Source organism: Ralstonia sp. SET104 (assembly GCF_003851545.1).
Classification (GTDB): domain Bacteria; phylum Pseudomonadota; class Gammaproteobacteria; order Burkholderiales; family Burkholderiaceae; genus Ralstonia.
The window spans coordinates 65904-89309 of sequence record NZ_BHVX01000012.1 but is presented as its reverse complement, the minus strand read 5'-3'; the positions used below and the strand labels follow the sequence as shown (position 1 = coordinate 89309).

19 protein-coding genes are annotated in these 23406 nt (G+C 62.9%); 15 read left to right on the top strand and 4 right to left on the bottom strand.

Translation table 11 applies throughout. From position 1 onward, the window contains the following. Window positions 1–6: 6 nt before the first annotated feature. The 3 genes from PSUB009319_RS16010 (at window position 7) to msrQ (ending at window position 2632) form a co-directional block, all read left to right on the top strand. Window positions 7–867, top strand: coding sequence for an anti-sigma factor (locus tag PSUB009319_RS16010; RefSeq protein WP_124383219.1), 861 nt, complete (start codon window positions 7–9; stop codon window positions 865–867). 96 nt (window positions 868–963) lie between these two features. Further along, window positions 964–1968, top strand: a complete 1005-nt coding sequence (gene msrP, locus PSUB009319_RS16005) for a protein-methionine-sulfoxide reductase catalytic subunit MsrP (RefSeq protein WP_124383218.1) — start codon at window positions 964–966, stop codon at window positions 1966–1968. 7 nt (window positions 1969–1975) lie between these two features. Continuing rightward, window positions 1976–2632, top strand: coding sequence for a protein-methionine-sulfoxide reductase heme-binding subunit MsrQ (gene msrQ / locus PSUB009319_RS16000; RefSeq protein ID WP_124383217.1), 657 nt, complete (start codon window positions 1976–1978; stop codon window positions 2630–2632). Between the two features lie 66 nt (window positions 2633–2698). Here the strand turns inward: msrQ and lysA are convergent, their stop codons facing one another. After that, entirely contained in the window at window positions 2699–3958 is a 1260-nt protein-coding gene (gene lysA, locus PSUB009319_RS15995; protein WP_124383216.1) for a diaminopimelate decarboxylase, read from the bottom strand. A 70-nt stretch (window positions 3959–4028) separates the two neighbouring features. Continuing rightward, a complete protein-coding gene (locus tag PSUB009319_RS15990) occupies window positions 4029–4262 on the bottom strand; it encodes a lipoprotein (RefSeq protein WP_124383215.1) in 234 nt (77 codons plus the stop codon). Between the two features lie 136 nt (window positions 4263–4398). On the opposite strand from PSUB009319_RS15990, the gene cyaY reads away from it, so the two are divergent. After that, on the top strand, window positions 4399–4743 hold the full coding sequence (gene cyaY / locus PSUB009319_RS15985) for an iron donor protein CyaY (protein WP_124383214.1): 345 nt from the start codon (window positions 4399–4401) through the stop codon (window positions 4741–4743). Window positions 4744–4813: 70 nt separating this feature from the next. On the opposite strand, the gene PSUB009319_RS15980 is transcribed toward cyaY, so the two are convergent. Then, a complete protein-coding gene (locus PSUB009319_RS15980) occupies window positions 4814–7228 on the bottom strand; it encodes a penicillin-binding protein 1A (protein WP_124383213.1) in 2415 nt (804 codons plus the stop codon). Window positions 7229–7678: 450 nt separating this feature from the next. Here PSUB009319_RS15980 and pilM point away from each other — a divergent pair, with 450 nt between their 5' ends. From pilM to PSUB009319_RS15935, 9 genes are all read left to right on the top strand, one after another. Continuing rightward, window positions 7679–8749, top strand: a complete 1071-nt coding sequence (gene pilM, locus PSUB009319_RS15975) for a type IV pilus biogenesis protein PilM (RefSeq protein ID WP_185453489.1) — start codon at window positions 7679–7681, stop codon at window positions 8747–8749. A gap of 10 nt (window positions 8750–8759) precedes the next feature. Continuing rightward, on the top strand, window positions 8760–9392 hold the full coding sequence (locus PSUB009319_RS15970) for a PilN domain-containing protein (protein WP_124383211.1): 633 nt from the start codon (window positions 8760–8762) through the stop codon (window positions 9390–9392). A 2-nt stretch (window positions 9393–9394) separates the two neighbouring features. Further along, on the top strand, window positions 9395–10054 hold the full coding sequence (locus PSUB009319_RS15965; RefSeq protein WP_124383210.1) for a type 4a pilus biogenesis protein PilO: 660 nt from the start codon (window positions 9395–9397) through the stop codon (window positions 10052–10054). After that, on the top strand, window positions 10051–10596 hold the full coding sequence (locus tag PSUB009319_RS15960; protein ID WP_124383209.1) for a pilus assembly protein PilP: 546 nt from the start codon (window positions 10051–10053) through the stop codon (window positions 10594–10596). Before PSUB009319_RS15965 ends, PSUB009319_RS15960 begins: the two co-directional genes overlap by 4 nt. A gap of 2 nt (window positions 10597–10598) precedes the next feature. Further along, window positions 10599–12743 (top strand): temperature dependent type IV pilus secretin PilQ, encoded by a 2145-nt coding sequence (pilQ, locus tag PSUB009319_RS15955; RefSeq protein ID WP_306308034.1) that lies wholly within the window; start codon window positions 10599–10601, stop codon window positions 12741–12743. Window positions 12744–12882: 139 nt separating this feature from the next. Further along, window positions 12883–13455: a shikimate kinase gene (locus PSUB009319_RS15950; protein WP_185453488.1), complete on the top strand. Its 573-nt coding sequence runs from the start codon at window positions 12883–12885 to the stop codon at window positions 13453–13455. Then, the gene (aroB, locus tag PSUB009319_RS15945; protein WP_124383207.1) at window positions 13452–14558 is read left to right on the top strand and encodes a 3-dehydroquinate synthase; all 1107 of its coding nucleotides are present in this window, start codon (window positions 13452–13454) and stop codon (window positions 14556–14558) included. The genes PSUB009319_RS15950 and aroB overlap by 4 nt, the downstream gene beginning before the upstream one ends. Window positions 14559–14577: 19 nt before the next feature. Continuing rightward, window positions 14578–15744 (top strand): deoxyguanosinetriphosphate triphosphohydrolase, encoded by a 1167-nt coding sequence (locus tag PSUB009319_RS15940; RefSeq protein ID WP_124383206.1) that lies wholly within the window; start codon window positions 14578–14580, stop codon window positions 15742–15744. Between the two features lie 84 nt (window positions 15745–15828). After that, a complete protein-coding gene (locus PSUB009319_RS15935; RefSeq protein ID WP_185453487.1) occupies window positions 15829–16557 on the top strand; it encodes a carbonic anhydrase in 729 nt (242 codons plus the stop codon). A 145-nt stretch (window positions 16558–16702) separates the two neighbouring features. On the opposite strand, the gene PSUB009319_RS15930 is transcribed toward PSUB009319_RS15935, so the two are convergent. Beyond that, entirely contained in the window at window positions 16703–17386 is a 684-nt protein-coding gene (locus PSUB009319_RS15930) for an OmpW family protein (RefSeq protein ID WP_124383204.1), read from the bottom strand. 249 nt (window positions 17387–17635) lie between these two features. On the opposite strand from PSUB009319_RS15930, the gene PSUB009319_RS15925 reads away from it, so the two are divergent. Beyond that, window positions 17636–18361: a transposase gene (locus tag PSUB009319_RS15925; protein WP_124383203.1), complete on the top strand. Its 726-nt coding sequence runs from the start codon at window positions 17636–17638 to the stop codon at window positions 18359–18361. A gap of 261 nt (window positions 18362–18622) precedes the next feature. Further along, window positions 18623–23335, top strand: a complete 4713-nt coding sequence (locus PSUB009319_RS15920) for a glutamate synthase-related protein (protein ID WP_124383202.1) — start codon at window positions 18623–18625, stop codon at window positions 23333–23335. Window positions 23336–23406: the final 71 nt, after the last annotated feature.

Genomic DNA, 23406 nt, shown 5'->3' with positions numbered 1-23406 from the left:
CTCGCCATGTCCTCCCATTCCATCCATATCGACGAACTCCACGCCTACGCTGACGGTCGTCTGCCTGCCGCACGACGTGCCGCGGTGGAGGCGTACCTTGCCGCGCACCCCAGCGCCGCCGCCGAAGTGGCCGGCTGGCGCAAAACGGACGCGGAATTGCATCGCGCGCTCGATCCGCTGCTCAACGAGCCGGTGCCGCAGCGTCGTATTCCGGCTGTGATCTTGGCGGCCGCGCAGCGCCCCCCGGCAACCGGCTTTGGCGCAATGCGCGGCTGGAGTATTGCGGCGCTGGGCATCGCCTGTCTTGCCATTGGTTCGGGAGCCGGTTGGCTCAGTCGAGGTGCCGTTGAACGCACTCTGCCCATGCAGCGTTTCGCCAGCGACGCGCTCGTATCGCACGTCGTGTTTTCTCCCGAGTCGAAACACATGGTGGAGGTGCCGGCCGACGAAGAGGCGCATCTCGTCACATGGCTGTCGCGGCGCATGGATGCGCAATTGCGTGTTCCCGACCTGACATCGCTCGGCTACCGGCTCATCGGTGGGCGCCAGACCGTTTCGGCCGATATGCCCACGGCCATGCTGATGTATGAAGGGCCGGGCGGGGCGCGTATCTCTGTGCAGTTGCGGCGCATGCCGAACAACCACGACACCGGTTTCCGGCTGGAGACGCTGTCCCCCGACAACCGTGTGCTGCAGGCAATCCACCCGGCTGTCGATCATCCGGCGCCGATGGCGTTCTACTGGGCCGATCACGGTCTTGGGTTTGCGGTAGCGGGCCCGTTGGCGCGGCCCCAACTGCTGGAAGTGGCCCAGGTGGTCTACCAGCAGTACAGCGAATTCACGGGGCCGGTGCCCAAGAAGGAATAGCGACACACATTTTTTTGTCGCGTGCTGTCAGGTTGGCAGCGCGGGCACGACCAACACACACGGGGCAGCGTTCCCGCACAACGAGGACCACGAATCATGTTGATCAAGACCGACCGCTGGCTGTGTGGTGAAGACATCCCCGCCAGCGAGATCACTCCACAGCACATCTTCGAGCAGCGCCGCCGCTTCTTGGCTGCTGCCGCCATGGGCGCCGCCGGCGCAACGCTGATGCCGTGGGCATCGCGCGAGGCCTGGGCTGCCAATGGCGCCAACCCGCCGCTGGCCAAGCTGGCAGGCAAGCCCAATCCGGCTTACACGACTGTCGAGAAAGCCACGCCCTACGACCAGGTCACCACGTACAACAACTTCTACGAGTTTGGTACGGACAAGGCTGATCCGGCCCGCTATGCCAGCACGCTGCGGCCCCACCCATGGCAGGTCAGCGTGGAAGGGCTGGTGAAGACGCCCAAGACATATGATTTGGACGACCTGATGAAACTCGCGCCGATGGAAGAGCGCGTCTACCGCCTGCGCTGCGTCGAGGGTTGGTCGATGGTGATTCCGTGGGTGGGCTTCCCGCTGGCCGAGCTGATCAAGCGCGTGGAGCCCCAAGGCAGTGCCAAGTACATCCAGTTCATCTCGCTGGCCGACAAGCGCCAGATGCCCGGCATCAGCAGCCCGGTGCTGGAATGGCCTTACAGCGAGGGCCTGCGCCTGGATGAGGCGATGCACCCCCTGGCGCTGCTGACTTTCGGCCTCTACGGTCAGGTGCTGCCGAACCAGAACGGCGCGCCGGTGCGTGTGATCGTGCCGTGGAAGTACGGTTTCAAGAGCGCCAAGTCCATCGTCAAGATCCGCTTTGTCGACAAGCAGCCGCCCACCAGCTGGAACATTGCCGCGGCCAACGAATACGGCTTCTATTCCAATGTGAACCCGACCGTGGATCACCCGCGCTGGAGCCAGGCGTCCGAGCGCCGCATCGGCGAGGACAAGGGAGGCTTCGGGGGGCTGTTCGCACCCAAGCGCAAGACATTGATGTTCAACGGCTACGACCAGGTTGCTCCGCTTTACGCGGGCATGGATCTGCGCAAGAACTTCTGAGGACTTCATGACATTGCTGCCGCCAATGTTGCCACCCAAACAACTGCGCGTCGTGAAGATCGCCGTGTGGCTGCTGGCGCTCGTGCCCTTTCTGCGCATCGTCTTCCTGGGCGCGACCGACCAGTTCGGGCCGAATCCGCTGGAGTTCGTCACACGCTCGACCGGCACGTGGACGCTGGTGTTGCTGTGCTGTACGCTGGCCGTCACGCCGCTGCGCAGGCTCACGGGCATGAACTGGCTTATCCGCCTTCGCCGCATGCTGGGGCTGTACACGTTCTTCTATGGCGCCATCCACTTCCTGATCTGGCTGCTGGTCGACCGCGGGCTCGATCCGGCGTCGATGCTCAAGGACATCGTCAAGCGTCCTTTCATCACCGTGGGTTTTGCGGCTTTCGTGCTGATGATTCCGCTGGCAGCCACATCCACCAACGCGATGGTCAAGCGCCTGGGCGGCAAGCGCTGGCAATGGCTGCATAGGCTTGTGTATGTGACGGGCGTGCTCGGCATCCTGCACTACTGGTGGCACAAGGCCGGCAAGCATGATTTTGCCGAGGTGTCGATCTACGCGGCGGTGATGGCGGTGCTGCTGGGGCTGCGCGTGTGGTGGGCGTGGCGTTCGCCGCGCAGCGCGATGGCGGGAGGCGCGATGCCTGCCCGCGATTGACGTTGATCGCGCCCACGAAAAAAGCCGACGCACAAACGTCGGCTTTTCCTTTGCGGTGACGCAGGCTTACGCCGGGAACAGATGCTCGCCGCGGATCAGGTCTTCAAAGCACTCACGCTCGCGTGCCAAATGGATCTTGTCGCCATCGACGATGACCTCGGCCGCGCGATTGCGCGTGTTGTAGTTCGAGCTCATCGTGAAGCCGTACGCGCCGGCCGACAGGATCGCCAGCACGTCACCCGGCTGCACGGCCAGTGAACGGTCGCGGCCAAGCCAATCGCCCGATTCGCACACGGGGCCGACCACGTCATAGACGACCGGCGCGCTCTGGCTCTCGCGCACCGCCACGATGTGGTGGTACGCCTCGTACATCGCCGGCCGGGCCAGGTCATTCATGGCCGCATCGACGATGCAGAAATTCTTGCTGGCACCCGGTTTGAGGTATTCGACGCGCGTGAGCAGCAGGCCGGCGTTGCCTACCAGCGAGCGGCCCGGCTCGAACAGCACCGTGCGATCGCCGAAGCCGCGCTGCTCAACGCGGTCAAGCAGCGTGCGCGCGAAGGCGGTGATGTCCGGCGGCGTCTCGTCGGTGTAGGTGATGCCCAGACCGCCGCCCACGTCGATGTGCGATAGGCGAATGCCCTCGGCATCCAGCTTGGTCACCACGTCGAGCACCTTGTCCAGCGCATCCAGATACGGCGACACCTCGGTGATCTGCGAGCCGATATGGCAATCAATGCCGACCACACGCAGGTTGGGCATCGCGGCCGCCGCGCGGTAAGTTGGCAGCACCTCGTCAAAGGCCACGCCGAACTTGTTCCCTTTCAGACCCGTCGAGATGTACGGGTGCGTCTTGGCGTCCACGTCCGGGTTGATGCGCAGCGACACGGGCGCGATCTTGCCCAGGGAAGCGGCCACATCATTGAGGCGGTGCAGCTCGGGAATCGACTCCACGTTGAAGCACGCCACACCGACTTCCAGCGCGAAGCGCATTTCGTCGGCGCTTTTGCCCACGCCCGAGAACACCACCTTCGCGGCCTGCGCACCGGCAGCCAGCACGCGCTTGAGTTCACCGGCGGACACGATGTCAAAGCCCGCGCCCAACTGCGCGAACACCTGCAGCACGGCAAGGTTCGAGTTGGCTTTCACCGCGTACTGCACATGCGCGTTGCGACCGTCGCACGCGGCGGCGTAGGCGCGATAGTTGGCTGTGAGCGCAGCACGCGAATACACGTAAGTAGGCGTGCCGAACTGTGCGGCAATCGCATCAAGCGCGACGCCTTCGATCATCAGCGCGCCTTCCTGGCGGATCAGGGACTCGGACATGAGTAGGAACATTCAGGGCGCCGCATCAAACGGGGGCGGGCGGCGCCGGTTGAGCAAAAAACGGGCGGGATCAGCGGTTCGCGGGTACCGCGCTGGCGGCGCCAGTGGCAGCAGGTTTGGCGCCTGGCACTGGCGGCTGCGGCACGGCATTCGGGCCGGCGATGCCGGGGTCGGTGGTGGTGGGCGCGGTTGGCGCCGGCGGCACCTTGGGCATGTACAGCGGCCCGCGAATCCCGCAGCCGGATAGGCCTGCGACCGTCAGGGTCAGGCCGACAGTGGCTACAATGGCGGCGGTTCGTATCATCGGATGATGGTGCAGAAAGAGCCCCAAGGGCGTGGCCCTTGCGGTGATCGGAGTCATATGGGACGAGGCGCCTGCTGGTCAGGACGGGCCGCAAATGGCGGCCACGCAGCGTCCGCGCAAGATTTTGGAGTGTAGCATGCCCCCCCTGAGCGAATCGGAGTTCCTGGCGCTGGCCGACGCGGAACTGACCCGCATCGAAAGCATTGTCGAGACTGCCGCCGACGAGGCTGACGCCGACATCGAGATCAACCGTACCGGCAATGTGCTGACGCTCGAATTTGACGACGGCTCCAAGATCATCATCAACAGTCAGGCGCCCATGCAGGAGTTGTGGGTGGCCGCACGTGCCGGTGGCTTCCACTTCCGCCGTGGGGACGATGGCCGCTGGACCGACACGCGCAGCAAGGAGGAACTGTATGTTGCACTGTCGCGCTATGTCAGCCAGCAAAGCGATGTGGATGTGACACTGGCCGCCGATTGAGCGCAGCGTTCTCGGCGAACATCAATAGGAAAGCCGCCCGGAAGGGCGGCTTTTTCGTTGGCGGCGAAGCTCAGTTGCCGCGGAACATGTCGAGAATTTTCTGCTTCTCCTGTTCCTGCGTCGGCGCCAGATTGACGCCGGGCTGCTGCGGTTGCTCGCCGGCCGGCGCCGTTGCTCCCGGCATCGCATCGCCCAAGCCCACCGAGGCGACACCCTGACCGTTGGCGTATTCCTCGTAAGCCCAGTCGCCGGCCATTTGCACGACGCCTTCGGGCGGCTGGCGATCCGTTTGAGGTTCACCCTTGAGCGCGTAACTCATGTAGTTGATCCAGATCGGCAAGGCCAGGCCGCCACCGGTTTCGCGATCGCCCAGGCTGCGCGGGTTGTCGTAGCCCATCCAGGCCACGCCAACCAGCTTGGGCGTGTAGCCGCAGAACCACGCATCGAACGAGTCGTTGGTGGTGCCGGTCTTGCCCGCCATGTCGTTGCGGCCCAGCTTGACCTTGGCCTGATAGCCCGTGCCGTTCGACACCACGCTGCGCAGCAGCGAATCCATGATGAAGTCGTTGCGCGGATCAATCACGCGCACGGCGTCTTTGCCCGCAGTCATCGGATGGCTCTGCTGCACCACCGTGCCGCGCGCATCTACCACGCGGTCGATGATGTACGGGTTCACCCGATAGCCGCCGTTGGCGAATACCGAATACCCGCTGGCCATCTGCAGCATCGTCACTGAGCCCGCGCCCAGCGCCATCGGCAGATAGGCCGGATGCCGGTCGGCATCAAAGCCGAAGCGTGTGATGTATTGCTGCGCATATTGCGTACCGATCGAGCGCAGGATGCGCACCGACACCAGGTTCTTCGACTTCTGCAGCGCGCGGCGCATCGTCATCGGGCCGTCATAGCCGCCGCCGTAGTTCTTCGGTTCCCACACCTGGCCGCCGGTGTCACCGGTCGGGATCGACAGCGGCGCATCGTTGATGACGGTAGACGGCGAGAAACCCTTGTCCACCGCCGCCGAATAGATAAACGGCTTGAAGCTCGAACCCGGCTGGCGCCAGGCCTGCGTGACATGGTTGAACTTGCTGCGGTTGAAGTCGAAGCCGCCGACCATCGAATAGATCGCGCCCGTCTGCGGGTCGAGCGAGATAAAGCCCGAGGCCACTTCCGGCAGTTGCGTGATCGACCACTTCTGCGTCTTGGTGTCCTGAATCACGCGGATCACCGCGCCCGGACGCAGCTTGATCTTCGGCTGCGCATTGTTCGACAGTGCGGCTTGTGCAAAGCGCAGGCCGTCGCCTGCCAGATCGATCGTCTCGCCGGTCAGCATGGTCGCGCGCACCAGTTTGGGCGCCACGCTCACCACCACGGCGGATTGCAGATCGTCGCTGTTCGGGTGTTCGAGCAGCGCGTCGTCGATCGCCTGTTCGCGGTCATCCGCATCGGAGGGCAGATCGATGAACGCTTCGGGGCCGCGGTAGCCGTGACGGCGCTCGTAGTCGAGAATGCCGCGTCGCACCGACTGATAGGCGACGTCCTGGTCGGCCTTGCGCAGCGTCGTGTAGACGTTCAGGCCGCGCGTATAGGTTTCTTCGCGATATTGCGCATACATGAGCTGGCGCACCATTTCGGCCACGTACTCGGCATGCACGTCGAACTCATGGCCCTCGCCGCGCACCGGCAACTGCTCGTTGATGGCCTGGGTGTACTGCTCCGGCGTGATGTAGTGCAGGTCGCGCATGCGCTGCAGGATGTATTCCTGGCGGACCTTGGCGCGCTTCGGATTCACCACCGGGTTGTACGCCGACGGCGCCTTCGGCAGGCCGGCCAGCATGGCGGCTTCGGCCAGGGTGATGTCTTTGATGTTCTTGCCGAAGTAGATCTGCTCGGCGCTGGCAAAGCCGTAAGCGCGCTGGCCGAGGTAGATCTGATTCATATACAACTCAAGAATCTGATCCTTCGAGAGGCTCGCCTCGATCTTGTACGAGAGCAGCATCTCGTAGATCTTCCGCGTATACGTCTTCTCGCTCGAGAGGAAGAAGTTGCGCGCCACCTGCATGGTGATGGTCGACGCGCCTTGTGACAGGCCGCCGTGCAGATTCGCCAGGCCCGCGCGCAGCACGCCGATGAAGTCGACGCCGCCGTGCTCGTAGAAGCGGTCATCCTCAATGGCAAGCACCGCGCGCTTCATCACGTCGGGCATCTGCGTGATCGGCACGAAGCTGCGGCGCTCTTCACCAAATTCGCCGATGAGGACGTTGTCGGCGGTGTATACGCGCAGCGGAATCTTCGGGCGGTAATCGGTGATGGCGTCGAGCGACGGCAGGTTGGGCGCGGCCACCAGCAGGGCATAGCCCAGCAGCAGCGCCCCGACGACTCCCATGGCAACGAACAGGCCGAGCATCCAGAGAAGCAGTCGCGTCCACAACGGGCGACGGGCTTTTGGCGGCTTGGGCGAAGCTGGGGTGGTTTGGGCAGTAGCCATTACAGGGGGCACCGGGGGTGTCAGTCAGCGTGGCGGCGATTATATCGTCGAGGCTTCCGGGGTCTGGCCGCATCGGACGTAACAGCACGTAACCACTGTCACGTCAGCGCGCCGTGCCGCACTTGTGCGCCGCGTCATGCGCGGGACGCGTGCGGATTGTGCGTCCGCCGTACCGTGATTCAAGGTGGCAAAGAATCCGCCGTTAGAAGTAGACGGAGCGGAAATCAAGTCAGACGAAAGGGGTATCCCCCGACCGTGGGGTTTTGACAACGCTTTGCGAATCGGCGCCAGCGAAATGCATCGCGGTCCGCCGGAGCGTTTGCCTGTTCTAAAGGATTTTGTGAGAATCCAGCAGCAAATCTAAGCAGGCTATGGCGCACGTTGGATTTGCGGCGGGCGCCAGGGTTCAAAAACTATAAACGGTGGGGTGTCTCTGTGCGACGGGGTTTGTTGTCCGGCCTGCTGCGCCGCAATATCGTCGGGATAGATATCGGGTCTTCCAGCGTCAAGGTGGTGGAGTTATCCGCCAACGGCAAGCAGGGGGATTTCCGTCTCGAAAAATGCGCCAGCGAGCTGATTGAACGCAGTGCCGTTGCTGACGGCAATCTGGTGAATATCGACGCGGTGGGCAATGCGCTCAAGCGTGCCATCGCCAAGGCCGGCATTCGCGGTAAGGAAGCCGTGCTCGCCATTCCTGCGAGCCTGACGGAATCGCAAACCGTCAGCCTGCCCGACAACCTGACCGAAGACGAGCTCTTCGTGCAGGTCGAGAGCGAGGCCAACCGGCTGTATCCGCCCTCGCAGAACGTCAATTTCGACTACGTTGTGATCGGCCCGTCCGAAACCGAGGGCGGGATCGGCGTGCGCGTGACGGCAACTGTTTCGGAGCGCGTGACCGAACGCGTGACCGCCGCCGAGATGGCCGGTCTGAAAGCGATCGTCATGGACGTGGAAGAGAACGCCATCCAGCGCGCCATGACGCACATGCTGGCCGTCAAGCCGGACGCCACTGAAATCGAGACACGTGACATGCCTGTCGTGGCGATGTTCCACCTCGGCGGTGCGCGCTCGCATGCGCTGTTCTACCAAGGCTGGAAGGAACTGTACGAACAGCCGATGTCCGGTTCGGGTGATCAGCTCACGCAAAGCATTTCTCGGCTGTTCTCGTTCGACCTGCTAAAGGCCGAGGTGAAGAAGCGCAAAAACACACTGCCCGACGAATACCGCAGCCAGTTGCTCAAGCCTTCGCTCGAGACGCTGGCCATGGAAGTCGGCCAGGCGATCCAGAATTTCCTGTCGACCTCAAGCGTCGGCCGCGTCGACGAGATCGTGCTCTCGGGCGGTCACGCATCGTTGCTGGGCGTGCAGACTGCCATCCAGCAGCAGACGCAGATCAACACGACGCTGGCCAACCCGTTCGCCAACATGGGCGCGGCCAAGAACGTCAATGCGCGCTATCTGCAACGCGATCTGCCGGCTTACATCGTCAGCGCGGGCCTTGCCCTGCGCGGGCTGCAATAAGGAGCGGACGATGGCCAATGAAAGCGCGAACGCTGTGAATACGCTCCCCAACGTCAACCTGCTGCCGTATCACGCAGAGCGACGTGCCGGTAAGCGCAAGAAAGTCTTCATGAGCCTGGGCGGCGCCGCCGTTGCAGGCGCGGTGGTGGTGTTCCTGGGCGGCATGGTGATCGATCACCAGACCGAAGAGGCGCAACGCATCAACGACATCCTCACGCAGAAGAACGCGGAGATGGACAAGCAGATCGCCGAAGTTAATAGCCTTAAGAAAGACATCGACGACCTGCTGCAACGTCAGCAAGCGGTGGAAAGCCTGCAGAACCAGCGTAACCGCCCGGTGCAGTTGCTTGAGGAATTGGTGCGTCAGGTACCGGACGGCATCTATCTGACCTCGCTCAAGCAGGATGGCGAGCGTTACACCGTATCGGGTGTGGCGCAGTCCAACGAACGCGTGTCGGATCTGCTGCGCAACCTGGGTGCCGTGTCCTGGCTTGATCATGCTGAGCTGGGCGAATCGGTGGCCACCACCATGACGAACAACCTGAAGGAACAGCGTCGCCTGTTCAACTTCACCATCCGCTTCCAGTGGAAGGCCGAGCAGGCAGCACCGGCCAAGCCGGGCGCGGCCACGGCGGGGAAATAACCATGGCGCTCTCGACCGAAATTTCGCTGGAAGATCTGGTCAGCCAGTTCCGTGGGCTGAACCTGAACGAGCCGGAAACGTGGCCGATCGCGCCGCGCATTCTGTTCATGATTCTCTCCGCCGTCCTGGTGATTGGACTCGGCTGGCAGTTTTACTGGAGCGGCAAGTTTGACGAGCGCGACGCCAAGCGCACCGAACAGAGCAACCTCAAGTCTGCCTACCAGAGCAAGCTCGCGCAGGTGGTGAACCTCGAGGCGCTGCGCAAACAGAAGGCTGAGGTGGAGCAGCGCGTCGCCAAGCTCGAGCTGCAACTGCCCAACAAGACCGAAATGGATGCGCTGTTGGCTGACGTCAACCATGCCGGTATCGCGCGCGGTTTGACCTTCGACCTGTTCCGTCCTTCCAGTGCCGTGATCAAGCCCTATTACGCCGAGATCCCGGTGTCGGTGAAGGTGAACGGCCGTTATCACGACATGGCGTTGTTTGCAGCCGACGTGGCGGCGCTGTCGCGGATCGTCACGCTGCAGAACATCTCGCTGACGGGGACCAAGGATGGCGGCATGGTGATGGAAACGCGCGCAGAGGCTTACCGTGCGCTCGACGCCGATGAGCAGGCTGCCCAGCGCAAGGCGAATGCGGCCGCCAAGGGAGGCGCCAAATGAGAGGCCGCACCGTGAGCCGTCGCCGCATGTCGCTCGTTCTGCGTCTGTCGCCGCTGTGCCTGGCCGTCGTGCTGACGGCCTGCGGTGCGAGCGAAGACGATGAATTGCAGCAATGGATGCAGCAAGCGCGCCAGAGCGTCAGTACGACCGTGCCGCCGCTGCCTGAGCCCAAGCCTTACGCGCCGCGTGAATACACGACCACCAAGCAGACTGATCCGTTCAGTGTGCAGAAGGTGGCAGAACTCTCGCGCGCGCAGAACGAATCGCCGGAACCGAATCGCCGTCGCGAGCCGCTGGAAGACTATCCGCTGGAAGCCTTCAAGCTGGTCGGGACGATGAAACGCAATGGCGAGACGGAAGCCGTCGTGTCTGTCGGGGACAAGACGCAGCATGTGCATGTGGGGCAGTACATCGGACAAAACTATGGTCGCATCGTCCGCATCGGAGACCAGGAACTCACCCTGCGTGAGCTGGTGCGCGAAGGCACGACCGAATGGAAAGAAAAAATGACGACCCTGAAAGTTCAGGAGAGCGCGCAATGACGATGCGTCTTGTGAAGGGCGGCCTGTCGCAGGCAACCCGAGTGGCCCGGGGGGGCGCGGTGGCATGGCTTTCGCTGTGTCTGTTCATGGTGGCTGGTCAAGCCGTCGCTCAGCAGGCAGCGCCTGCGGCGGCCGTTTCCGGCAACACGATCGAGAAGGTGGAGCAGGCCACGGCCGGCGAATCCACCGTGGTAACGGTCACGCTCAAGAGCGCGCCGACGCAGAAGCCGGTTGAGTTCAGCACGCAGCAGCCTGCGCGCATCGCCATCGACTTCTTCGGCGCGGGCTTCGCACAAGGCCGTGCTAATTACCAATACGGCGGCAAGCTGCTGCGTTCTGCGAACGTCGTGCAGATCGGCGACCGTACCCGCGTCGTGCTCGATCTGTCGCGCCAGACGCAGTACAAGTCGGAGGTGCGCGGTAACCAGTATGTGCTGACGCTGGAAGCGGCGCCGGTTGCGGCGGCCACCCCCGCCCCGACCTTCGCAGCTCCGGCCCCAGTCGCCGGTGCCGAGCGCCCGGCTGTGCGCAATGTCGACTTCCGCCGCGGCGAGGATCTTGCCGGCCGCGTGGTGGTTGACCTGTCGACGGCCAATTCGGCGATCAACATCGCGCAGCAAGGTCAAAACCTTGTGGTGGACTTCGTTGGCGCGACGCTGCCGCAATCGCTGCGCCGCCGCTACGACGTAAGCGATTTCGGTACGCCCGTGCAGGCTATGCGCGCCACCGACAACGGTACCGGCGCACGCCTGATCATCGAGCCGCGTGGCAACTGGCAGTACAGCTCGTACCAGACCGACACGCAGTTTGTGGTGGAAGTGCGTCCGACCAAGGAAGACCCGAACAAGCTGATTTCTGGCCCGGGCTACCGCGGGGAGCGCCTGTCGCTGAACTTCCAGAACATCGACGTGCGTTCGTTGCTGCAGGTCTTTGCTGATTTCACGAACCTCAACATCGTCACCAGCGACAGCGTGACGGGCACCCTCTCGCTGCGTCTGAAAGACGTGCCTTGGGACCAGGCTCTGCAGATCGTGCTGGATTCGAAGGGCTTGGCATCGCGTCGCAACGGCAATGTGTTGTGGGTTGCCCCGCGCGGTGAACTGGCTACGAAGGAAAAGGCCGAGCTCGAGTCGCAGCAGCAAGTGACCGAGTTGGAGCCGCTGCGCAGCCAAGTGTTCCGTCTGAACTATCAGAGCGCCGGTGACGTGCGCAACATGCTGCTGGGCGCCGGTGCTGGTGCTGGTGCTGGTGCTGCGGGCGGTGTCGCAACTTCACGGATTCTGTCCAAGCGCGGCTCGCTCACGGCAGACACGCGCACGAATCAGCTGTTTGTCTCCGACATCCCGAGCAAGCTGGAGGAAGTGCAGGCCTTCCTCCAAAAGATCGACATCCCGGTTCGCCAGGTGATGATCGAGGCGCGCATTGTCGAAGCGGACGATGGGTTCAGCCGCAACCTGGGAGCCAAGTTGGGTTTTGCGTCCAACACCAATGGGGCGAGATACGGCAACACATACACCAACGTGCTTCCGGGTGCGACATCGGACAACAGCCCGGCGATCAGCTTGCCCGCCAATGGCATCAACGGCGTGAACGCAGCCAGCGTGGCCGTCAGCTTGTTCAACGCCGGTGCCGGCCGATTCCTGGCGCTGGAGCTGTCTGCGCTTGAGGCAGATGGCCGCGGCAAGATTGTCTCCAGCCCGCGCGTGGTCACCGCTGACAACATCAAGGCGCTGATTGAGCAGGGCACGGAAATTCCGTACCAACAGGCGACGTCTTCCGGTGCGACTTCGGTGCAGTTCAAGAAGGCCAACCTGAAGCTCGAGGTGACGCCCAAGATCACGCCGGATGGCAACATCTTCCTGGACGTGGACGTCAACAAGGACAGCGTGGGTATCCAGACCACCAACGGTTTCGCCATCGACACCAAGCACGTGCAGACGCAGGTGCTGGTCGAGAACGGCGGCACGGTCGTGATCGGCGGTATCTACACGCAGAACGAGCGGACCGATATCAACAAGGTGCCGCTGCTGGGTGACATTCCGGTGTTGGGCAACTTGTTCAAGAGCACCGCCAAGATGAACAAGCGCACGGAGTTGCTGGTCTTCCTGACACCGCGCGTGCTGTCCGATCAACTGTCGCTGAAGTAACCAGCAGCGGCATTGCATTTCTGAAAGCCCGGCCTCCTTCAGGGAGTGCCGGGCTTTTTTGCGTCTTGCGGTCAGGTTTGTGCAGGATGGTGAGCAAATGCCACTACAATCAGGCTCAAATTCCTGATTTCACGCGATTTTGTCTGTTTCCAACGTTTTTTTCGTCGGCTTGATGGGCGCGGGCAAGACCACGGTCGGCCGGGCGGTGGCGCGTCGGCTCGACCTGCCGTTCTTCGATTCTGACCATGAGATCGAAGCACGCTGCGGCGTGCGTGTGCCGATCATTTTCGAACACGAGGGCGAAGTGGGCTTCCGTGATCGAGAAACCCAGATGATCGATGAACTCACCGCACGCGATGGCGTGGTCGTGGCCACCGGCGGCGGCGCCGTATTGCGCGCCGAGAACCGCGCTTTCCTGCGCGAGCGCGGCACCGTGATCTATCTGCGCGCCAATCCGCATGATCTGTATTTGCGCACGCGCCATGACAAGAACCGGCCGCTGCTGCAGACTGAAAATCCGCGTGCCAAGCTCGAAGAGCTGCATGCGATCCGTGATCCGCTGTACCGCGACGTGGCGCACTTTGTCATCGAAACCGGCAAGCCCACCGTCGCCCAGCTTGTTAATATGGTGCTGATGCAACTTGAAGTGGCCGGCATTGTGGCCCCGCCCGCAGGTTCCACCACCTCCTCGCAAGTCTCTTCCCAGTCATGATTACCGTTGATGTTGACCTTGGCGATCGCGCCTATCCGATCCATATCGGCTCGGGGCTGCTGTCCAAGGCCGAGTTGTTTGCCCCCCACATTCGCGGTGCGCGTGCCGTGATCGTCACCAACGAGACCGTTGCGCCGCTGTACGCAGCCAAGGTCGAAGAGGCTATTCGCTCGCTTGGCAAGACCGTCAATACGGTTGTGCTGCCCGATGGCGAGTCGTTCAAGAAGTGGGATACGCTCAACCGCATTTTTGATGCGCTGCTGACGGCAGGCGCGGACCGCAAGACCACGCTCGTCGCCCTGGGCGGCGGTGTGATTGGCGACATGACCGGGTTTGCCGCTGCCTGCTACATGCGTGGCGTACCGTTCGTCCAGGTGCCAACAACGCTGCTGTCGCAAGTCGATTCTTCGGTGGGTGGCAAGACGGGCATCAATCACCCGCTGGGCAAGAACATGATTGGCGCGTTCCACCAGCCGCAGGCGGTGCTGGCCGATATCGATACGTTGCGCACCTTGCCGGCGCGCGAGTTGGCTGCCGGCATGGCCGAAGTCATCAAGCACGGCGCGATTGCCGATGCGGATTACTTCGCCTGGATCGAGCAGAACATCAAGGGCCTGAACCACTGCGATACCGATCTGATGGCCGAAGCCGTGCGCGGCTCGGTGCGCATCAAGGCTGCTGTGGTGGCGCAAGACGAGCGCGAGACCGGTCTGCGCGCCACCCTCAATTTCGGGCACACCTTCGGCCACGCCATTGAGGCCGGTCTGGGCTACGGCGAATGGTTGCACGGCGAGGCCGTCGGCTGCGGCATGGTGATGGCGGCTGACCTGTCGCATCGGTTGGGCTTTATCGACATCGACACGCGCAACCGCATTACCGGGCTCACACGTGCGGCCAACCTGCCGACGGTGGCGCCTGACCTGGGCGTTGATCGCTTCATTGAGCTGATGCGCGTCGACAAAAAAGCCGAAGCCGGTGAGATCAAATTTGTGCTGCTGCGCAAACTGGGTCAGGCGTTCGTGACCACGGTGCCCGATGCCGACTTGCGTTCCACCTTGCAGCACGCCGTGCTGCGACCGCCGACCGAAGCGCCCGTCGCCTGAAGCAGGAAGAGATGGCCCGATGAACGACCGATTTGATTTGCCGCCCGCACCGTTCGATCTCGAAGGCCATCTCGCACCCTACGCCGCGCATGCGGCGCAAACGCGCGGCCGCGTCCACGCAGAGCCGCCTTCCACCTCGCGCTCCGAGTTCCAGCGCGACCGTGATCGCATCGTCCACAGCACCGCCTTCCGCCGGCTCGAATACAAGACGCAAGTCTTTGTGAACCACGAGGGCGACCTGTTCCGCACGCGCCTCACGCACAGCCTGGAAGTCGCGCAGATTGCCCGTTCGATCGCGCGCAGCCTGCGCCTGAATGAGGATCTCGTCGAGGCGATTTCGCTGGCACACGATCTGGGTCACACGCCGTTCGGCCACGCGGGGCAAGATGCGCTTAACGACTGCATGAAGCCTTACGGGGGCTTCGAGCACAACCTGCAGAGCCTGCTGGTGGTCGACCGGCTGGAAGAGCGCTATGGCGGTTTCGACGGGCTGAACCTTACGTTCGAAACGCGCGAGGGCATCCTCAAACATTGCTCCCGCAACAATGCGGCCACACTGGGTGACCTGGGGCGGCGCTTTCTCGAGGGGCAACAGCCCTCACTCGAGGCGCAGCTTGCCAACCTTGCTGACGAGGTCGCGTACAACAACCACGATATTGACGATGGCCTGCGCTCCGGCCTGATCACGCTCGAGCAACTCGAAGATGTGCCGTTGTGGGCCATCCACCGCCGCGAGGCCGAAGCGCTATTCCCAAACGCGGGCGGGCGGCGCCTTATCAATGAAACCATCCGCCGCATCATCAACGCGCTGATCGTCGATTTGATCGGTGCCACGCACGCCAGCATTGCCGAGATTGCGCCGCAATGTATCGACGATGTGCGCGCCGTGCCGGCGCTCGTCGCATTTTCTGAACCGATGCGCGAAGAGGCGCGCGTGCTCAAGCGCTTTCTGTTCGACAACCTGTATCGGCATTACCTCGTGATGCGCATGGCCGCGAAAGCGCACCGCATCATCGACGATCTGTTTCGCGCGTTTATGGATGATCCGCGCCTGCTACCGCCGCAATATCAAGCCAAGACGAATCCCGGAGAGCAGCCGCGCTGGATTGCGCACTACATCGCTGGCATGACCGATCGCTACGCCATCAAGGAGCATCGACGCATCTTTGCGGTCGATGCGGTCTGAGTTCTTATCGGATTAATCTGAATGACCGGGCGTTAGGCGAACCCTATGATCGTGGTGTTCTCACCATTGCTGCGGGTTAACCTTATGTACCGTCTGTTGCCGCTCCTGCTGGCCGTTTCGGCCTTCAATGCCCACGCCGCCAGCCCGGCTGACCATTTCGATTATCAGCACCAGTCCGAATGGCATGCGGTGCATGACGCGTTTCAATCGCCCGTCGATATCCGCACGGCCGACACCGTTGCGCCCGACGGCGATGAACCGGATGTCATCCGCTCGCAATACGGTGAAGTCAAGGCCACGGCGGTCGACACGGGCCACGCGCTGCAGGTGAATGTGCCTGGCGGTGACGTGAAGATCCGCGGTCGGCATTTCACGTTGCGCCAGTTCCACTTTCACGCGCACAGCGAGCACACCATCGACGGACGGTGGTATCCGGCCGAGGTGCATTTGGTGCACATCGCCAAGGACGGCCGCATGGCCGTGATCGGGGTGATGCTGGTGCCTGGCGATGCCAATCCAGTGCTGGATTCGGTGCTAAAAGCCGCGCGCAAGGGCGAAGCGCATGAGGTGCCCGGCGTGATCATCCCCGGCAAGTTGCTGCCGCGAAGCGACGTCTACTACCACTACCTGGGTTCGCTGACTACGCCGCCGCTCACGGAAAACGTCGAGTGGTATGTGCTCAAGCAGCCGATCACGGCGTCGCCGGAACAGCTCGATGCGTTGCGCGGTTTCTATGCGGACAACTTTCGCCAGCCCCAGCCGCTTGAAGGCCGGGTCGTGACGCAGTTCGATCCGGCGTTGCTTAAAAAGTAAGCGCCCAAAAAAAATGCCCGGCCGCCCCAACGCATGCCGGGCCGAACGCGCCAACCACCGCCGACGAGCGCCCCCGCCGTCGACGGCCCCTGCGGCACGCCGGTAAAAGTCGATCAGGACAGTGTCAGTTCGCTGATCGTCTCCCTTAAAAGCGATAGCCCAGGCCCGCGCCCAGCAGCCACGGGTCGACCTTGACTTTGCTGATGGTCTGGCCGGCCATCTTCAAGTCGGCGCTGATCCAGGTTTTCTTCAGGTCGACGTTGAAATAGAGGCGTTCGGTCAGGCGATAGTCGAAGCCGACCTGCAGCGCGGGGCCGAAGCTGTTCTTGCTGAGATCCAGCGAACCGACGCCCGGCACCTGCAAGTTCACGTTCGAGATGCGCGTGTAGTTGATGCCCGCGCCCACGTACGGCTTGAAGCGCGGAAGTTCCGCTGGGGGCGTGAAGTGGTACTGCATCGTCAGAATCGGCGGCAGATGGCGGAAATTGCCGATCTTGGTCGGGCCGCCCAGCGCGCTCTGCATGACCGTCACGTCCTGCTGTTGTGGGTAGGTCAGGATCAGTTCGGCTGCCAGATGCGGCGTAAAGAAGTACGAAATGTCCAGCTCGGGCAGGACTTTGTTGTTGATCTGAATGGCGTCAGCGGGAGTGGCCAACGCGTTCACAGGGTCCGATTTATTGGCGGCGGTCAGATTGACGGCGCGCAGACGCACCATCCAGTTGCCGGTGGCGGGCGGCAAGTCCGCGTTCTGCGCAAAGGCGGTCTGGCTGAAGCCAGCGGCAAGCATGCCTGTGGCTGCGGCTACGGCGGCTAGGCGGTAAAGAGCCATGAATCGCTTCCCCTCGTGTCGTCCCGTGATGTGATGAAGACCAGTCTCGCGGGGAAGCCGCTTTGCTGATTTGTTTGGGATCAAGTTCGACCGGTCGTCGGGCGTGTGTAGGCTGGCCGATTTGACGGCACGCAAATTCCGCCGTTGCGTCGTGGCGACAGACGACATGCAAGCGTTTGCTCGCAAAAATTGGGGACAGATTAACCGGGCTCAGGCTACGATGATGCTTTTCGCTGCCCCGTTTTTCCCATGGCTCGTCTGCCTCGCCTCAGCCCCACCGATGTTCCTGTGCATGTGTTGCAGCGCGGCAACAATCGCCAGGTCGTGTTTCGCGGCGATGAGGACTACGCGTTCTACCTTGACACGCTGCGCATGGCGGCCCGCGAACACGATTTCGCCATCCACGGTTTCTCGCTGATGCCGAATCACGTCCACCTTGTGGGCACGCCCAAGGTGGCGGACAGCCTGTCGCGCACGCTGCAGGCCGTGGGGCGTCGTTATACGCGGTACTTCAATGCCGCCGCGAATCGTAGCGGCACGCTATGGGAAGGGCGCTTTCGCTCGACCGTGCTCGACCCCGCCGAGTGGGTCATGCCAGTGCTGCTGTACGTGGAGTCCAACGCGGTTCGTGGTGGGCTTGTCAGCACGCCGGAAGAGGACCGATGGAGCACGTACCGCCATCACACGGGTATCCAATCCATTCCGTGGGTAAGTGATCACTATTGCTATTGGCGTCTCGGCAACACGCCGTTTGAGCGCCAATCGCGCTATCGGGCGCTCTGGCACGAAGGTTTGGGTTCGGACCAGCTCGCGCAGATCCGGGAGCATGTTCACAGCGGCTGGCCACTCGGAAGCGAAGCGTTTCTGACGACGCTGGCACGCGCGGGCGGCCGTCGGGTGGCGCCGTTGCCCAAAGGGCGGCCGCCGAGGGCGCAAGCGGAAGCCGGGGCGGAGGACGGCGCCATCGCCGAATAATCGTTCGTCTAGCGCGCCTGCCGACGCACATCATTGCGCACCAAAGTAATCTGTCCCCACTTATAAAGCCGTGTTGATGACGCGTATTTATTAATTTATTCCGACCCCATTTAAAATCTTTTGCCTGTTCCGGAGCGCTCTTTTATATTCGTTCCACCCCGCATTCATGGTGCGGCGCGCCATTGTTTTTTTGCCCACCGCATCCGCACCATCGCGAGGGCCTTCTGCGGCGCGCCGAACCCACAACATCGGAAGATCGCCGTGGAACAACATTCCTTCCCCCTCACGCCGTCGGCCCAGGGTCTGTACGACCCGACCAATGAACACGACGCTTGCGGCGTCGGCTTCGTCGCCCACATCAAGGGCAAGAAGAGCCACGAGATCGTTCAACAGGGCTTGCGCATTCTGCATAACCTCGACCACCGGGGCGCTGTCGGTGCCGATCCGCTGATGGGCGACGGCGCGGGCATCCTGCTGCAGATTCCCGACCAATTCTTCCGTGAGGAGATGGCGAAGCAGGGCATCAACCTGCCGCCGGCCGGCGAATATGGCGTCGGCATGATCTTCCTGCCGAAGGAACACGCGTCGCGCCTGGCCTGCGAGCAGGAGCTTGAGCGCACCGTGCGCCTGGAAGGGCAGGTCGTGCTGGGCTGGCGCGATGTGCCGGTCGACAAGACCATGCCGATGTCGCCCACGGTGCAGAAGACCGAGCCGGTGATTCGCCAGATCTTCATCGGGCGCGGCCGCGACATCATGACCACCGATGCGCTGGAGCGGAAGCTGTACGTGATCCGCAAGACCGCCAGCCACGCTATCCAGGCACTCAAGCTCAAGCACGGCAAGGAATACTTCGTGCCGTCGATGTCGGCGCGCACGATCGTCTACAAGGGCCTGCTGCTGTGCGAACAGGTTGGCCGCTACTACCAGGATCTGGCCGACCCGCGCACGGTGTCGGCGCTGGCGCTGGTGCACCAGCGTTTCTCGACCAACACGTTCCCCGCCTGGGAACTGGCGCACCCGTACCGCATGGTGGCGCACAACGGCGAAATCAACACCGTCAAGGGCAACGTCAACTGGATCAACGCACGCACGGGCGGTATCTCGTCGCCGGTGCTGGGTGAAGACTTGCCGAAGTTGTGGCCGCTGATCTATCCGGGCCAATCGGATACGGCATCGTTCGACAACTGCCTCGAACTGCTGACGATGGCCGGCTACCCGCTGGCCCAGGCGATGATGATGATGATTCCGGAAGCGTGGGAACAGCACACGCTGATGGACGACAACCGCCGCGCCTTCTACGAATACCACGCCGCGATGATGGAGCCGTGGGACGGCCCCGCCGCCATCTGCTTTACCGACGGCCGCCAGATTGGTGCAACGCTCGACCGCAACGGCCTGCGCCCCGCCCGCTACTACGTGACCGACGACGACATGGTCGTGATGGCCTCGGAAGCGGGCGTGCTGCCGATCCCTGAGTCGCGCATCGTCAAGAAGTGGCGCCTGCAGCCGGGCAAGATGTTCCTGATCGATATGGAGCAGGGCCGCATCATCGACGACAAGGAACTCAAGGACAACCTGGCCAACGCCAAGCCCTACAAGAGCTGGATCGACGCCGTGCGCATCAAGCTCGATGAGCTTGAAGTCAAGGCCGAAGACGTTGCCGCCGAGACCAAGCCGGCCGCCAAGCTGCTGGACCGTCAGCAAGCCTTTGCCTACACGCAGGAAGACGTCAAGTTCCTGATGGCCCCGATGGCCGCCAACGGCGAAGAGGCTGCCGGTTCCATGGGCAATGACAGCCCGCTGGCCGTGCTGTCGAGCAAGAACAAGACGCTCTACAACTACTTCAAGCAGCTCTTCGCGCAGGTCACCAACCCGCCGATCGACCCGATCCGCGAAAACGTGGTGATGTCGCTCGTCTCGTTCATCGGGCCGAAGCCGAACCTGCTTGAGCTGAACAACATCAACCCGCCGATGCGTCTTGAAGTGAGCCAGCCCGTGCTGGACTTCAAGGACATGGCGAAGATCCGCAACATCGAGCACTACACCGGCGGCAAGTTCATGGCTTACGAGCTGAACATCTGCTACCCGGTGGCGTGGGGCAAGGAAGGCATCGAAGCGCGCCTGGCCTCGCTGTGCGCCGAGGCGGTGGATGCCGTCAAGTCGGGCTACAACATCCTGATCGTGTCGGACCGCGCGGTCGATGAAAAGCAGGCCGCCATTCCGGCGCTGCTGGCGACGTCCGCCATCCACCATCACCTGGTGGATGCGGGCCTGCGCACGAGCACCGGTCTGGTGGTCGAAACGGGTTCGGCGCGTGAAGTGCACCACTTCGCCCTGCTGGCAGGCTACGGTGCAGAAGCCGTGCACCCGTACCTCGCGATGGAAACGCTGGCCGAGTTGGCACCGAGCCTGGGCGTGACGGCTGACAAGGCGGTCTACAACTTCACCAAGGCAATCGGCAAGGGTTTGCACAAGGTGATGTCCAAGATGGGCATCTCGACGTACATGTCGTACACCGGCGCGCAGATCTTCGAGGCGATCGGGCTGTCGCGCGAGTTGGTGGACAAGTACTTCCACGGCACCGCATCGAACGTGGGCGGCATCGGCATCTTCGAGGTGGCTGAAGAAGCGCTGCGCCTGCATCGCGACGCCTTTGGCGATGCGCCGGTGCTGGCCAACATGCTGGACGCCGGCGGCGAATACGCCTACCGCGTCCGCGGCGAAGAGCACATGTGGACCCCGGATTCGATCGCCAAGCTGCAGCACGCCACGCGCGCGAATTCGTACCAGACGTACAAGGAATACGCCAACCTGATCAACGACCAGAGCAAGCGCCACATGACGCTGCGCGGCCTGTTCGAGTTCAAGGTCGACCCGGCGCGTGCGATTCCGCTGGAAGAGGTGGAATCGGCCAAGGAGATCGTCAAGCGTTTCGCCACCGGTGCGATGTCGCTGGGCTCGATCAGCACGGAAGCGCACACCACGCTGGCCGTGGCGATGAACCGCATTGGCGGCAAGTCGAACACGGGCGAAGGCGGCGAAGACGAGCGCCGCTATCGCAACGAACTGCGCGGCATCCCCATCAAGCAGGGCACCAAGCTGTCGGACGTGATCGGCCGCGAAGTGGTTGAGCGTGACCTGGAGTTGCAAGAGGGCGATTCGCTGCGCTCGAAGATCAAGCAGGTGGCATCCGGCCGCTTTGGCGTGACGGCCGAGTACCTGGCCTCGGCCGACCAGATCCAGATCAAGATGGCTCAGGGCGCCAAGCCTGGCGAAGGCGGTCAACTGCCCGGCCACAAGGTCACGGAATACATCGGCAAGCTGCGCTATGCGGTGCCGGGCGTGGGCCTGATCTCGCCGCCGCCGCACCACGACATCTATTCGATTGAAGATCTGGCGCAGCTCATCCACGACCTGAAGAACGTGAACCCGGCATCGGATGTGTCGGTCAAGCTGGTGTCGGAAGTGGGCGTGGGCACGGTGGCCGCAGGTGTGGCCAAGGCCAAGGCCGATCACGTGGTGATCGCCGGCCATGATGGCGGCACGGGCGCTTCGCCGTGGTCGTCAATCAAGCATGCCGGCACGCCGTGGGAACTGGGCTTGGCCGAGACGCAGCAGACGCTGATGCTCAACGGCTTGCGCAACCGCATCCGCGTGCAGGCTGATGGTCAGATGAAGACCGGCCGCGACGTGGTCATCGGCGCGCTGCTGGGTGCGGATGAATTCGGCTTTGCAACCGCGCCGCTGGTGGTCGAGGGCTGCATCATGATGCGCAAGTGCCACCTGAACACCTGCCCGGTGGGCGTGGCGACGCAGGATCCGGTGCTGCGCAAGAAGTTCTCGGGCAAGCCGGAGCACGTGGTGAACTACTTCTTCTTCGTGGCGGAAGAAGTGCGCGAGATCATGGCGCAACTGGGCATCCGCTCGTTCAACGAACTGATCGGCCGCGCAGACCTGCTCGACACCAAGGCCGGCATCCAGCACTGGAAGGCACGCGGTCTGGACTTTGCGCGCATCTTCTATCAGCCGGCCAAGAAGGAAGGCGAGCCGTGCTATCAGGTCGATGTGCAAGACCACGGCCTGGACCGCGCGCTGGATCATCAACTGATCGAGAAGGCCAAGGCGGCAATCGAGAAGGGTGAGCGCGTGTCGTTCATCCAGCCGGTGCGCAACGTCAACCGCACCGTGGGCGCGATGCTCTCGGGCGAAGTCGCCAAGCGCTACGGCCATGAGGGCCTGCCGGATGATTCGATCCACATCCAGATGCAGGGCACGGCTGGCCAGTCGTTCGGCGCGTTCCTCGCGCACGGCGTGACGCTGGACTTGGTGGGCGACGGCAACGACTACGTGGGCAAGGGCCTGTCGGGCGGCCGCGTGATCGTGCGCCCGCCGCACGAGTTCCGCGGCGAGCCGACCAATAACATCATCGTCGGTAACACCGTGCTGTACGGTGCGCTGGCCGGTGAGGCGTTCTTCAACGGCGTGGCCGGCGAGCGCTTCGCGGTGCGTAACTCCGGTGCCACCACCGTGGTGGAAGGCACGGGCGACCACGGCTGCGAGTACATGACTGGCGGCACCGTCGTTGTGCTGGGCGCCACTGGCCGCAACTTCGCGGCAGGCATGTCGGGCGGCGTGGCCTACGTCTATGACGAAGACGGCCTGTTCGACAAGCGCTGCAACACCGCGCAGGTCGCGCTGGAGTCCGTGCTGTCGGCGGCAGACCAGGAGAAGGCGCATACGCAATCGACTTGGCACAAGGTGAACGGCGAGCGCGTGCTCGACGAGCAACTGCTCAAGGCGCTGGTGGAAAAGCACTTCCGCTACACCGGCTCTGAGCGTGCCAAAGAACTGCTGGCCGACTGGAACAACGCACGCCGCCGCTTCGTCAAGGTCTTCCCGACCGAGTACAAGCGCGCACTGACCGAGATGTACGAGCGCGAACAGGAAGCAGGCCGCGAGCAGATTGCGGCCTGAGCGGAATCCAAGCGACTTGGCGGTTGGTTAGGCTAACCAACCGCCGCCACTGAACAACGCAACTGATAAGA